Raw genomic sequence first — 12,122 nt, 5'->3', positions numbered from 1 at the left:
GGTACCCTCTGTCCGCTCCAGCGGGGGGTACCAACACCGGACGACCACGTCGGCTTCGGATGTGGCAACCTCGAACCCGCAGGCTCAGCAACCCCACAGGCGCCCCCGCATGGAAACCTTGATGACCCCGGACGGCCGCTACCTCATCGTCCGAGGGCGACTATGGCGAGCCACCAATCCTGACCTGGATGAGCAGCGCAGAGACGAGTTGGTCCATGCGCTGATGGATGCACGCCGGGCCGTCAAGGCAGCCAAGGCCTCGGCAGATGGGGAGGCACTTGCCGCTGCGCGGCAGGCAGTAAACACCGCCAAGGTTGGCCTGGGCGAACGAGGCCCCGTGTGGTGGACCGATGGGTCCCCCGACCTCAACCGGCGCATGATCAGCAACACACCGTACGCCGACTGGTTCAACAGCGTGAGCGCGTGACCAACCACGATGCGGCAGGCGTAGCGCCAGCGCGTCCGTTGTCACCGGAAAGGAGCGTCACCAAGCCATCCCGTCGATACAGCTGGCAGTTTGAATGCTGCTGGTAGCCTTGAACTCATGCCCTCATCTGCCGCTCAAGCACGTCGGTCAAGCCACGCATCTGAGTATCTGTATCCCGACCACCTGCGGGAGGTAGCCGCAGCGCTGCCCCGCCTGCCAGGGGTTTATACGTTTCACGGTGTCGAAGGTGGCTTGCCTCTCTATATCGGCAAGAGCATCAATGTCCGTACCCGTGTAATGGATCATCTGCGCACGCGCGAAGAAGCCGCGCTCCTGCGGCAAAGCCGAAGCATCAGCTGCGTACGAACGGCGGGCGACCTGGGCGCCCGGCTGCTGGAGGCGCAACTGGTCAAGCGCCAGATGCCACTCTACAACCGGCTGCTGCGGAAACTCCCTCGGCAATTCAGCCTGCGGCTCTATCGTGGCGAGGTTTCTGTGGTCAATTCGGCCGACTATGAGCTCGCCAGCGCTCCGATGCTCTACGGACTGTATTCCAGCGAACGATCAGCGTTGGAATCGCTCAGGCGCGTCGCCGACGATCAGGCGTTGTGCTACTCGCTGCTGGGCCTGGAGCGCTTGCCCAAGGGGCGCCCGTGTTTCCGTTCCATGCTGCGCCAATGCCTCGGCGCCTGCTGCGGAAAGGAGACCCCCGCTGAGCATGAGCTGCGCCTGCGTGCTGCGCTTGCGCATCTGGAGGTCACCGCGTGGCCTTACAGCGGCCGCATCGCGATCGAAGAGGCCGGGGAGGATATGACCCAGTTTCATGTTGTCGACAACTGGGCCTACCATGGCAGTGCGCCGACGCTTGCCAAAGCGCGGCGTATCAAACCAGGCGCCGAGCAATTCGATCGTGACTCCTACAAGATTCTCCGGCATGCGCTGGACCGTGGGACAGCGGTTATCCATCTGCTTTCCTGAAGCACTCCGCGCGGGCAATCTTGGCTGGCGGCCCCATTTACAAGCACACCAGCCCACCCCGTCGCCGAGCTACCCCAGGCGAGTGACCCATAACCCGCTTGCAAAAGCGACTGAAAGCCGCCTGCGACGCATACCAAGACGCTCTGCCACCACCTCCATGGACAGGTTCTCAGCGGGTCTGACGTTTCATATCTGGCCGTTTCGCAGGGGAGCCAGGCGGCGACGCAGCGCGCCGGCCGCCGCCGCGATAGCCATGGCAGGCACCGCCAGCACCAGTGCGTATACCAGTCCGGCCAGCAACAACGGACCAAAGCCCGACACCGCGGCCACTACCGGCACCTGCAGCGCCATGAGCAACAGTCCCCACAGCCACGCTCGCCGGGGGAAACAGGCGCCCAGGACCGCTGCAATGCCCAGCGCGATGGGATAGACGACTGTCCAGAACGCGGGCGCGTCCCATGGCTCGCCGCCCGGCGTCCGCCACGCCACCAGCACCCAGAACACCACGCCGACTTTCAGCGTTACCGCACTTGCTGCAAGCAAACTACCCGTCATCCGCATCGTTGGTCCCCCGCACGAATGCGCAGCATGCCACTGTCGCCGTTGACGGCGTATGACCAGCGACGCCACCGGGATGCCAGGCGCACCCCCTCCGCACCCACGTGTCGACGCATCGATTTCCGTCTCCATCCCTGAGACCAGCCCAACCTATCCTCCAGCCCCATGGACGCCCGCCAGCAAACCCTCACCCCCATGCCAGACGACTTCCACTGGAAGCCACGCTGCCACCTCGACATGCTCCCCACCGGGCTCTTCCTTCACGGCGAGATCGTAGCCAGCATGCACCAGCGCATCGACGGCGCGTGGCTGGCTCGTCTCCACGCGGACGATGGCCTGGATGCCCCGCTGGTGATGCGTCGCTGCACCTCCTTCGATGCCGGCCGCAAAGGCTGCGAACTGTGGGCCCTGCGCCACGAACGTGCGCTGCGCCGCAAAGTGGCGATAAAGCTTCAATGGATCCAGGACAACGTGGTGCTGAGAGGCAGGGGCATGCCGTTGGACCTTCAGGACGTGGCTTCTTCTCATTGATCGCCGTCGGCTCCGTTTTCAAGCAGCGATCCGTCCATAGCCAAATGTAATGTCATAACGTTACAATCGAGCGTCGGCCCGCTGGGGTGAAGGGGCACATGCGGCGCCCCTCCGACAGGTCGACCGCACGCCACTCTTTGCGAAACGCCCATGCCACCAAGCACCCTTCCTTTGCCCCCGGAACGCCACGCAGGTGGCCGCCGGACTGACCGCCTCGCCACGACCCTGCTTGCCTTTACCGTTTCGCTAGCCTGCCAGGCACAGGCTGCCGACAGCCCATCCGACGTCAGTGTTTCCGAGTTCGATACGGTCCGGGTGAAAGCCAAGCGGGAGGGCACGACGGAAGGAAGCGGCTCGTATACATCGCCGCTGGTGACGTGGGGCGGCAAGGCACCGGTGCGGATTCTGGACGTGCCCAACTCGGTCAGCGTCATCACGCGCCAGCGTATCGAAGACCAGAACCTGGTCACCGTGGAAAGCGCGCTGCGCGAAGTCACCGGCATCACGGTCACACCGTGGGATGGCGCCACCAGCCAGATCCGCTCCCGTGGATATAACCTGGAAGCTTCTTACGATGGCATCCCCGCCTACGGCGCGTTGTCGGCGTTCCAGCAGTTCGATCTGGCCGTCTATGACAGGGTAGAAGTACTGCGCGGCCCCGGCGGTATCTTCCAGGGTTCAAGCCAGCCGGGCGGGGTGGCCAACTTCGTTCGTAAACGAGGCAGGGACGTGTTCGGTGGTGCTGTGGCACTGGCTGCAGGTTCCTGGTCGAATTATCGAGGCGAGATCGATGTTGGCGGACCCTTGAACGCTGCCGGCACGTTGCGCAGCCGGGCGGTCATTTCCAGCCAGGGCCGCGAGTACTTTTACAGAAAGGCCGACTCCAGCAAGCAGCTTTTCTACGGAACGCTGGATCTCGACCTCACCCCGTACACGACCGTATCGCTGTCGGCCACGCAACAGTCCGATGACGTCATGCCGTACATGGGACAGCCGGCCTCCACCGATCAACGCTTTCTGGATGTTCCGCGCTCGTTCTACGCCTACCCGAGTTGGGTGATCCAGCGCTGGGACAAGCAGTCGTTCGCGTTTGACCTGGAGCATGCATTCCAGAACGACTGGACCCTGAAGGCGCGCGCCAGCCGGCAGCGCCTGGATTGGTTCTACAAGGACAGCTATCCCACCAGCGGAGTCGCCCCCGGTGCCGGCACGGTGGCCAGCTACGCGCGCCGCCAGAGCGACAACGATGAAGTCAGGCAGGGCGTGGATGTGTTCGCATCCGGTCCCTTCCCGTTGCTGGGGCGCGAACACCACGCGACGGTGGGTGCGAACGTGGAAGAGTATGAGAGCACCAGTCGATATGGCCAAGGCACTCCGGTCAGGAACGTGCCGGTAGCCACGCCAGACGTCGTAGAAAACCTGCCGATCACGCCAACCTCCGGGTACAACTCAATCACGCGTCAAAGCGGTCTTTATGCACAGCTTCGCTTGTCGTTGAGCGACAGGCTGACCGGCGTGGCCGGTGGCCGTTGGAGCAACTTCGACGTCAAAAGCAGGAGTGTCGCTCCGCAACCGCTGAGTGCGTGGTCGGCGGGCGCCGATGCGGACGGTGAGTTCACGCCCTATGCGGGTCTGGTGTTTCATTTCACCAACGATCTGACTGCCTATGCGAGTTACGCGGACACCTTCATACCCCAGACGCAGCGAAAGGTATCGGGTGAAGCCGTTGATCCGCGCCTAGGCAAGCAGATGGAGATCGGCACCAAAGCGAGTCTGCGTGGTGGGACGCTGAACGTGGCAGCATCCGCGTTCCGTACCCGCGACGTGAACCGTTCCTACCCCGACACCGCCAACCCCGGCTTCTTCCTGCAGGCCGGAGAGGTGGAGGTCAAGGGCTGGGAAGTGGAGGCCAGCGGCAGTCCGCTGCCCAACCTGGACCTGACGGCGGGCTATACCCGTCTGATGACCCGGTATGTCCGCCATCAGTCACTCCAGGAAGGCTCACCATTTGCATTGTTCGAGCCCGACCACACGGTGAAACTGTTCGCCAACTACCGCATCGAGTCCGGGCTGTTGCGCGGTGTGTCATTCGGCGGCGGGGCGCATGCTTCCAGCGGCATCCTTGGATCCGGCGTCGCAGGCGTGCGCGAGCAGAAGGGCTACGCGGTGGCGAGCCTGCAGGCCGGTTACCGATTCACGGAAAAGCTGCGGATGACCGTTGCGGTGAACAATCTGTTTGACCGCCGCTACTACGAGCGCGTTGGCGCACTGAACACCTACAACACGCCCGGCGAACCCCGGAACGTGATGGTGACCCTGCGTTCCCGGTTCTGATCGCGAAGGACGACCAGGCGCCATGAAGCTTTCCACGCGGGACGTGTGGCGTCTGGTCAGCCCCTATTGGGCGTCCGAGGATCGGTGGCGTGCCTATGCGCTGCTGGGCACGATCGTGGGCCTGGACGTGTTCCTGACCTACATCGGGGTGCGCCAGACTTACTGGCAGAAGAACTTTTTCGACGCTCTGGTCGAACGCGATCTCAACGGATTCTGGCGCCAGATGCTGGAGTTGGGCTTCATCATCGCCGGCATCGTCGTGGCTGGCACGGCAAGGGTATGGTTCGAGCAGGCACTCCAGATGCGCTGGCGCGGTTGGGTGACCAACACGTACCTGGCACGCTGGCTGGGCGGCCGCGCCTACTGGCACATGCAGCACAACGGCTGCGTGGACAACCCGGACCAACGCATCGCCGAAGACCTCCGCATCATGGCCAGCGATACGCTTCGGCTGACCGTGGGAGCGCTGAACTACGTCGTCGACTTCTTTACTTTCGCCACCATGCTGTGGGGGCTGGCCGGTGCGTTGTCGTTTGCCGTGGCCGGTGCGCAGGTGCAGATACCCGGCTACATGATGTGGGCTGCCGTGCTGTATGCACTGATCGGCTCAATGATGATCGAATGGATAGGGCGTGGTTTGGTGCCCGTGGACTATCAGCAGCAGCGCCGCGAGGCGGACTTTCGTTACCTGCTTGTCCGGGTGCGTGAGAACGCCGCGGCGGTCGCGCTGTGGCGCGGTGAACGGACGGAGTCCAACGGGCTTGCAGGCGCCTTCGACGGCATTCGGCGCAACTGGGGCGAGGTGATGCGCTACACCAAACGCATCACGGCGATGAATGCTCTGTACGTCCAGTCGTCGATGCTGTTGCCGTATCTGATAACCGGCCCGCGCTACTTCGCAGGAGACATCTCCGTAGGGACGCTGATGCAGCTCAACAGCCTGTTCAATCGCGTCCGGGGAGCCCTGTCGTGGTTCGTCTACCGCTACAAGGACCTGGCCCTCCTCCGTTCGGTATTCCATCGGCTGCATCAGTTCGAACGCGCGGTTGGCGAGCCGGTGCACCCTGGTCTGCAGCGGACCTTCACTGGCAGCGACCTGATACTGGACGCAGTGCAGGTACGTCTGCCCGATGGCAGCGCGCTGGGCTGTGTAGACCACCTGCACTTGAGCCCCGGTGACCGGCTGCTGATACAGGGCGCATCGGGTACGGGGAAGTCCTTGTTGCTTTCCTCGCTGGCGGGGCTCTGGCCGTTTGCCACGGGTGCGGTGCGGATGCCGCAGGGCAGGGTGGTCTTCGTTGGGCAAGCCTCCTACTTGCCCGTCGGAACCTTGCATGCCTGCGTCGCATATCCTGGCAGTATCGAGGAAACCGGTCCAACAGAAGTTGCGGCGGCGCTTGTTGCCGTCGGGCTGGGGGATCTTCTTGGTGAGCTCGAGAATGCTGCGGAATGGTCGACGCGCCTATCCCCGGGCGAACGCCAGCGCCTTGCATTCGCAAGACTGCTTGTTCAAAAGCCGGACCTGGTGTTCCTCGATGAGGTGACCTCTGCGCTCGACACGGAAGCCGAAGCGACGCTGTACGCTTTGCTTGCCGAACGCTTGCCGCGTTGTATCGTCATCAGCAGCGCACACCGGCCCAGCCTGCACGCGTGGCATGGCCGGAACCTGCGCTGGCCCGATAAGAACGTCCCGCGCCCGTAGATAACACCAACAGAAAGCCGCCGCTACGGAAGGCAAGCAATGAAAGCCCTCTGGTACATCTCAGCCACGATTTCACTGCTCTGCGCAGCGCTCGTCATCTGGCTGTCAGCCACCCTGGGCGCCGGCCCAAAGATGCTCGCGGCCATGCAGCTTTTCATCCTCGGCGCATGCGCGGCCCTGGTCTGCGTCATCACCGCCGTCGCCCTGCAGGGCCGTCGCGTGATCCCCAGCGCAGTGCTCCTTCTTGCCTACGCAGCAGCGTTCGTCCTCTTCATGCTGAGCCTCGGTAACGTCCGGTAATCCCTAAGCCGCCGTGCCAAATCCGCAACTTTCCTCATTTACACGCCCGCCACACCAGCACACGATGTCCGTGCTGACCCGTAGGGCCAGCCGGGATTGGCATCCCGAACGTCGTTAGCAAAGCGTCTCCGTTGTCGCCTTCGGGTACGGCGGAGCATGCGCCCTCGTGCCATCCTTTTGGCGGACGGTGCGGGGGATCGCATGATCCGCCGGTTAACTGCTTTGTACGACGCCGGTATGCCAACCCGCACCGTCCGCCACCCTGCGCCTCGGCGCCGGTGGCCATGCCATGCGAGGTCACCCCTTGTCCGCAGAATTCAGAGCCGGCGTGCGCCTGTACGCGCTCATCGGCGAATCCGTCCACACGCTGCCCCCGCGCTTCGTCAAGAAGCTGGAAGGCATCCTGCAGGCCCACGAAAGTTCGCGGCACGCCTACCGCCCCATGGTGGCCGTACCGCCGCCGCGCCGGCGTTCGCCCAGCGACGGCTCCAACCCGGATCCACGCGCCGCCGCCGATGCCTGGCGCTGCGATCTCAGATTGGTGGACCGCCAGCTGCGCGCCCTTGCCGACGTGCTGGAGATCGTCCATATGGCGCACCGCGACATACACAGCTCGGTAGAGGAGGGGATATCCAGCGACAGCCTGATCGATGCCTTGCTGGGCGACGGCCGGGATAGGGTCAGGACGGCGCGTGACGCCCTGCGTGGCGTGCTTTAGGCCACGCGCCAAGTACCGCTACAATCGCGCACAGCCCGCAGCAAGCGGGCACGCCCGATCTATCCCCCCATGAGCAGGATGCACATGCGCAGATCCGTCTACACCTTCACCGAAACCCCGCACGTCATCGTCGGCCTCGGCACCGCCCACGTGGCGACTATTCTGGTCATCACCATCGCCAAGGGCTTCATGCTCTGGTTTGGCGCTGCGATCGCGGTGGGCTCCGCGCTTGCCGCGCTCCGCTCCCTGGGCGCGACGATCCTCGTCACCGGCGATTCGCTGACCCGTCGCTCGCCGTTCGGCGAGGTCCGCATCATGTGGCGCGATCTGGATGGGATGGAAATCGGCCCCGGTTGCAGGACGCTGCTGTTCCGTGCAGGCGACAAGCAGGTATGGATGCGCCGACCCGCCGAATCGGTGGCGGCGTGGTTCAAGGCATTCCACGACCAGGAGGTGGAGGAGGATGCGCTGGACCAGTTGTTGTACATGGCCGACGTGAAGCGTGTTTCTGCAGAGAAGCGCTGGCTGACGCCGCTTCGTGTTTCGCGTGGTCACGAGTGAGCGGAGGTCCTCATGAGGCGTGTCTCCACGGCGCTGGCATTGTTGATTTGCTGCATTGTTGCAGGCTGCAATCTTGCCGGGCTTCCGCCTTTGGGTTGGAGCACCAGAGAGGAAGGAACGCAGGACTGTCGCTTCGACTATCAGGCCGACCCTTTGGCTGGACAGAATGCCTCGGTTCTCATCGAGGCCAAGCGCGGTTCAACGTGCCGAGTGATGTACGCGCTGAAGAATCAAGACTATGGCTCCAGGACACTCAAGCTGTCGGCGCGGCACCTGACCGCAGAGGGAGCCTCCTCGGTTCAGTTGCGCGCTTTCGACGGGAAGAAAACGGTCGGGCGTGCAACGCGACGATTCGAGGGCGGGGCACCCCGCTCTGAAGCACTGATCCAGATAGATCTGCCGAGGTCTTATGATTTGGTCGTGGTTTCCTTTGTTGCCGAGAATGAAACCCGGCTCGAGGTGAAGGGGCTGACGTTGGAATCGGCCGAATCCAATAGCGCTGGGCAAGCGCAGGCTCAGGCGATATATGCCGAGGCGGCAGGCCTCATCAAGACCCATGCTCTGGCTTACGAGGCGCTTGGCCCAGAGCGCATCGAGGCGGGTCGGCCAGCCCCCGATGCCATGCTTTGGCAAGCGCGCTCGGCCATCAAAACCCTTCTGCGGGATTTGGGGGACGGCCATAGTTTCCTGATCTCGCCAGATGGCCTGCAGGAGGCGGAGAGGATATCCAAAGCGGAAATGGAGCACGCAACATGGCGCATGTTTCGTCCAGGGATCGCGGTTATCCACGTGCCGATGTTTCGTGGAACGGACGATGAGCTTGAGCGCGTATTTGCGAACAGCATCCGGGAAGCTCTCGCCAAAGGACTGGAGGCGGGGGCCAGGGCGTGGATTGTTGACCTCAGCGGGAACAGGGGCGGAAACATGTGGCCGATGCTGTACGGCCTATCGCCCCTGCTGGGTACGGAGGGGATAGGTAGCTTCCGCTATAGAGATGGCTCTTCCAGCCCTTGGATTCTCAAAAGCCACGAAGGGATTGTCGAGGTGCGAGACCTTGGAAGTGTGCCGGTCGCGGTGGTGACTTCTGGACGAACTGCCAGCTCCGGGGAAGCCGTTGCGGTGGCTTTCCGTGGCCGGCCTCTTACACGCTCTTTCGGCGGTGCCACGTCTGGCTACTCTACGTCCAACACAACATACAAGCTTGCAGATGGATCCGGACTCTATCTCACCACGGCTGTATTTGAGGATCGGAACGGCAATCGCTATGGCGGCAAACTTGCCCCGGATCAGGTCGTTCAGGGCATAGGTCCTGAAGCATCAATCGGTGCAGCTGCTGAGTGGTTGGAAGCGTGTTTGCGTGATGAATGTAATGAGTAGAGCGGTCGAATGGTTCTCGGCCGGTCAGGCGTCAAGGGCTAACTGAGACGGGGTTAAAGCTGGCTTACGCGCTTCATGCTTCGTGGTCACGAGTGAGCCGAGGCAGGCCGTCAGCGGAATATCGATGGTGGTCAACGCTGGGATCTTCTTGGGGTTGTGGACGCGAGCGACGACTATGAGCTGATCCGGGATCTGGCCATGTTTGGGCGCAGGGATATCGAAAGGCCCAGCACGCGCTCGAGTCTTTCGACCGCAGCCTGTAGCTCCTCCGCTTGCCGCTCATTGCCTTCGATGTAGATGATCAAGCGATCTTCACCTGGACGACCGAGCAAGCCGGTTATGCCCGGTATGGCGCTGTAAAGAAGATCCTTGTGCTTAGCAATACGTGCGTGGAACTCTTCCCCGGTGTGCTTGTGGCCCTCCTCGAAGACCACCCGTGTGCTACCACTGCGAGTAACGAGTCGCCTGTTGGCGACGGGCGCTGAGCCTTTCAGTTCAACAAGGATGTGTTGATCCGGCGCTGGTTGGATGGATATCTCCGTCAATCTGCCCGCGAACTCCCGGCGCAGGTCCTGCATTGATTGCAGGATTTCCGTCTGAACCGCGAGCCTGGTGATGGCTTCGTCGATGGATATTCCAGGATGCTCGGCGACGTAGTTCTTCACCAGCGTCTGCATCTCCTGGCCCAACTCAGAGTCTGGCTCAGGCACTTGTGCCCAAGCCGTCGTGGACAGGCTCAGGAGGAGCGAACAAGCGAGAATCTTCCATTCCATATAGGTGTCCACGTCCCCGTGGGTGAACTGGGGGGCTTCTTCAACGCCCTGAAGTAGGTAGGCTAGCAGTTAAGTACGTCATCAGAATGGTCAACCCGGACTATCCAGGAGCATTCAACCCACGCAAGCATGCTGCTCGGCGCGCCTTCTGCTGATTTTCTGCACTGCACTGTCAGCGGGCCCCATGCCCTGACCACGCGCCTTTTATGCGCACCCCTGTCTAATGATTCTATGCCGTCCAATCTGCCTGCCCCGCATTCGCTGACGCTCTGGACCATCGGTCACTCCACCCGGCCTTGGGACACGTTCCTGCAGCTATTATCCGCGCACGGAATATCGGCCATTGCGGACGTGCGTCGCTTTCCGGGCTCGCGCCGCCACCCCTGGTTTGCTTCGGAGCAGATGGCAGACACGCTGCCTGCCCTCGGCGTGACCTATCAATGGATTCCCGAACTGGGCGGGCGTCGCAGGGTGCAGCCGGAATCGCCCAACGGCGCGTGGGATAACGCGGCGTTTCAGGGCTATGCTGATCATATGACGTCTGCCGAGTTTGCCAGCGGGCTGGAGAAAGTTCTCGCGCTGGCGGCTACGCACCGGACGGCGCTGATGTGCGCGGAGGCGCCCTGGTGGCGTTGCCATCGGCGCCTGATCTCCGACCTGCTGACGCACCGCGGTAATCAGGTGCTGCACATCGTGTCCGGTGCGGAACCGAAGCCGCATCCGCTGAATCCGATGGCGCAGGCGGTGGGGCAGGACCTGATTTATCCACCCGCGCAGGCCACGTTGTTCTGAGTCCGCCCGCATCCCGGGGCCATGACCGAGCTTACCGCCGGCGCCGCCGTTCGGATTTGGGCGCCGGGCTCTCCGTTGTGGGAAACACCCGCGCGGACAGGAAATCGACCAGCGCCCGGATCTTGGGCGAGGGGTGCTTGCTTGCCGGCCACAGCACGTGGAAAACCCCGCTGCGCTGTACGTAGTCGGCGAGGACCGGCAGCAGCCGGCCATCATCCAGCGGCTCGCGGATGGCGAAGTCGGGAAGGTAGGCGATGCCCAGGCCCTGGAGCGCAAAACAGACGCGCGTCTCGATGTTGTTGCAGATCATCGAAGTCGGCAGTTGCAGCTCGGGTTCGCCCGGCTTCTGCCGCAGCGCCCAGGCCTCCAGCTTGCCGCTGTTGGGAAAGCGAAAGTGCAGGCAGGCGTGTTGCTGCAGATCAACCGGCAGCGCGGGCGTCCCGCGTCGCGCCAGGTACGCAGGCGAGGCGACCAGTCGCATCTGGAAGGCGCCCAAGCGACGGGCGGACAGCCGTGAATCGGCAGGTTCGCCCGTGCGGACCACGGCATCGAAACCTTCTTCGACCACATCCACCATGCGGTCGGTGAAATCCAGGTCCAGTTCAATCTCCGGATACGCCTGCATGAACTCGCCGAGCACCGGCAGCACCAGCGAGCTGACCAGCGGCAGGCTGACCCGCAGACGTCCCCGCGGTGCGGCGGCGGCCTGCGATAGTTCCATTTCAGCCGCTTCGATCTCTGCCAGGATGCGGCGGCTGCGCTCCAGGAACAGGGCGCCCTCGGACGTCAACGTGACGCTGCGCGTGCTGCGGTGGAACAAGCGCACGCCCAGCTTTTCTTCCAGCCGCGCCACGCTCTTGCCGACGGCGGAGGCCGATACGCCGAGCAGCCGCCCGGCGGCGACGAAACTCCGGGTTTCGGCTACCTGCACGAACACGACGAAGCCACCCAGGCTGTCCATGATCCAGTCCCTTCATTGCGGACAGGATGTTCCGCACATCGAGGAAATGTAGCCCACTTTCTCTTTAATCGGCGGGTTCCTATCGTTGTGGCCTGGCAATCACAGCGAGT

The 12,122-nt window shown here is 63.0% G+C and carries 13 protein-coding genes; 10 read left to right on the top strand and 3 right to left on the bottom strand.

Annotated elements, in window-relative coordinates; translation table 11 throughout:
- The first annotated feature begins 109 nt into the window (after window positions 1–109).
- Both ACI2JH_RS01450 and cho read left to right on the top strand, forming a co-directional pair.
- Entirely contained in the window at window positions 110–427 is a 318-nt protein-coding gene (locus ACI2JH_RS01450; protein WP_042612556.1) for a hypothetical protein, read from the top strand.
- 117 nt (window positions 428–544) lie between these two features.
- Window positions 545–1,405 (top strand): excinuclease Cho, encoded by an 861-nt coding sequence (gene cho / locus ACI2JH_RS01445; RefSeq protein WP_404735217.1) that lies wholly within the window; start codon window positions 545–547, stop codon window positions 1,403–1,405.
- A 186-nt stretch (window positions 1,406–1,591) separates the two neighbouring features.
- On the opposite strand, the gene ACI2JH_RS01440 is transcribed toward cho, so the two are convergent.
- Window positions 1,592–1,960 carry a hypothetical protein gene (locus ACI2JH_RS01440; protein WP_404735216.1) on the bottom strand — a complete coding sequence of 123 codons (369 nt, stop codon included), beginning with the start codon at window positions 1,958–1,960 and terminating at the stop codon, window positions 1,592–1,594.
- 168 nt (window positions 1,961–2,128) lie between these two features.
- Between ACI2JH_RS01440 and ACI2JH_RS01435 the strand changes: the two genes are divergently transcribed.
- The 7 genes from ACI2JH_RS01435 (at window position 2,129) to ACI2JH_RS01405 (ending at window position 9,486) form a co-directional block, all read left to right on the top strand.
- Window positions 2,129–2,494 (top strand): hypothetical protein, encoded by a 366-nt coding sequence (locus ACI2JH_RS01435; RefSeq protein WP_404735215.1) that lies wholly within the window; start codon window positions 2,129–2,131, stop codon window positions 2,492–2,494.
- A 150-nt stretch (window positions 2,495–2,644) separates the two neighbouring features.
- On the top strand, window positions 2,645–4,828 hold the full coding sequence (locus ACI2JH_RS01430; RefSeq protein WP_404735214.1) for a TonB-dependent siderophore receptor: 2,184 nt from the start codon (window positions 2,645–2,647) through the stop codon (window positions 4,826–4,828).
- A 22-nt stretch (window positions 4,829–4,850) separates the two neighbouring features.
- Complete coding sequence (locus ACI2JH_RS01425) at window positions 4,851–6,530, top strand: ABC transporter ATP-binding protein/permease (protein WP_404735213.1); 1,680 nt, start codon at window positions 4,851–4,853, stop codon at window positions 6,528–6,530.
- Window positions 6,531–6,569: 39 nt separating this feature from the next.
- The gene (locus ACI2JH_RS01420) at window positions 6,570–6,830 is read left to right on the top strand and encodes a hypothetical protein (protein ID WP_319274966.1); all 261 of its coding nucleotides are present in this window, start codon (window positions 6,570–6,572) and stop codon (window positions 6,828–6,830) included.
- Window positions 6,831–7,134: 304 nt separating this feature from the next.
- Window positions 7,135–7,548 carry a hypothetical protein gene (locus ACI2JH_RS01415; RefSeq protein WP_404735212.1) on the top strand — a complete coding sequence of 138 codons (414 nt, stop codon included), beginning with the start codon at window positions 7,135–7,137 and terminating at the stop codon, window positions 7,546–7,548.
- A gap of 69 nt (window positions 7,549–7,617) precedes the next feature.
- A complete protein-coding gene (locus ACI2JH_RS01410; protein ID WP_404735211.1) occupies window positions 7,618–8,109 on the top strand; it encodes a hypothetical protein in 492 nt (163 codons plus the stop codon).
- Window positions 8,110–8,121: 12 nt separating this feature from the next.
- On the top strand, window positions 8,122–9,486 hold the full coding sequence (locus tag ACI2JH_RS01405; protein ID WP_404735210.1) for a S41 family peptidase: 1,365 nt from the start codon (window positions 8,122–8,124) through the stop codon (window positions 9,484–9,486).
- A gap of 173 nt (window positions 9,487–9,659) precedes the next feature.
- On the opposite strand, the gene ACI2JH_RS01400 is transcribed toward ACI2JH_RS01405, so the two are convergent.
- Complete coding sequence (locus ACI2JH_RS01400) at window positions 9,660–10,259, bottom strand: hypothetical protein (protein ID WP_404735209.1); 600 nt, start codon at window positions 10,257–10,259, stop codon at window positions 9,660–9,662.
- Between the two features lie 231 nt (window positions 10,260–10,490).
- Here ACI2JH_RS01400 and ACI2JH_RS01395 point away from each other — a divergent pair, with 231 nt between their 5' ends.
- Window positions 10,491–11,051, top strand: coding sequence for a DUF488 family protein (locus tag ACI2JH_RS01395; RefSeq protein WP_404735208.1), 561 nt, complete (start codon window positions 10,491–10,493; stop codon window positions 11,049–11,051).
- A 31-nt stretch (window positions 11,052–11,082) separates the two neighbouring features.
- Here ACI2JH_RS01395 and ACI2JH_RS01390 read toward each other — a convergent pair whose 3' ends face one another.
- Window positions 11,083–12,012, bottom strand: coding sequence for a LysR family transcriptional regulator (locus ACI2JH_RS01390; RefSeq protein WP_404735207.1), 930 nt, complete (start codon window positions 12,010–12,012; stop codon window positions 11,083–11,085).
- Window positions 12,013–12,122 lie beyond the last annotated feature (110 nt).

Origin of the sequence: Stenotrophomonas sp. NPDC078853 (assembly GCF_044901215.1) — a bacterium.
Lineage (GTDB): Bacteria > Pseudomonadota > Gammaproteobacteria > Xanthomonadales > Xanthomonadaceae > Stenotrophomonas > Stenotrophomonas lacuserhaii.
The sequence above is the reverse complement of the archived record's forward strand: the minus strand, read 5'-3'. Positions and strand labels throughout refer to the sequence as shown.

Bases quoted from the DNA above. Each gene is read 5' to 3' on its own strand.
- ACI2JH_RS01450 (WP_042612556.1), top strand. From the start codon at position 110: ATGGAAACCTTGATGACCCCGGACGGCCGCTACCTCATCGTCCGAGGG.
- cho (WP_404735217.1), top strand. From the start codon at position 545: ATGCCCTCATCTGCCGCTCAAGCACGTCGGTCAAGCCACGCATCTGAG.
- ACI2JH_RS01440 (WP_404735216.1), bottom strand. From the start codon at position 1,960: ATGACGGGTAGTTTGCTTGCAGCAAGTGCGGTAACGCTGAAAGTCGGC.
- ACI2JH_RS01435 (WP_404735215.1), top strand. From the start codon at position 2,129: ATGGACGCCCGCCAGCAAACCCTCACCCCCATGCCAGACGACTTCCAC.
- ACI2JH_RS01430 (WP_404735214.1), top strand. From the start codon at position 2,645: ATGCCACCAAGCACCCTTCCTTTGCCCCCGGAACGCCACGCAGGTGGC.
- ACI2JH_RS01425 (WP_404735213.1), top strand. From the start codon at position 4,851: ATGAAGCTTTCCACGCGGGACGTGTGGCGTCTGGTCAGCCCCTATTGG.
- ACI2JH_RS01420 (WP_319274966.1), top strand. From the start codon at position 6,570: ATGAAAGCCCTCTGGTACATCTCAGCCACGATTTCACTGCTCTGCGCA.
- ACI2JH_RS01410 (WP_404735211.1), top strand. From the start codon at position 7,618: ATGAGCAGGATGCACATGCGCAGATCCGTCTACACCTTCACCGAAACC.
- ACI2JH_RS01405 (WP_404735210.1), top strand. From the start codon at position 8,122: ATGAGGCGTGTCTCCACGGCGCTGGCATTGTTGATTTGCTGCATTGTT.
- ACI2JH_RS01400 (WP_404735209.1), bottom strand. From the start codon at position 10,259: ATGGAATGGAAGATTCTCGCTTGTTCGCTCCTCCTGAGCCTGTCCACG.
- ACI2JH_RS01395 (WP_404735208.1), top strand. From the start codon at position 10,491: ATGCCGTCCAATCTGCCTGCCCCGCATTCGCTGACGCTCTGGACCATC.
- ACI2JH_RS01390 (WP_404735207.1), bottom strand. From the start codon at position 12,012: ATGGACAGCCTGGGTGGCTTCGTCGTGTTCGTGCAGGTAGCCGAAACC.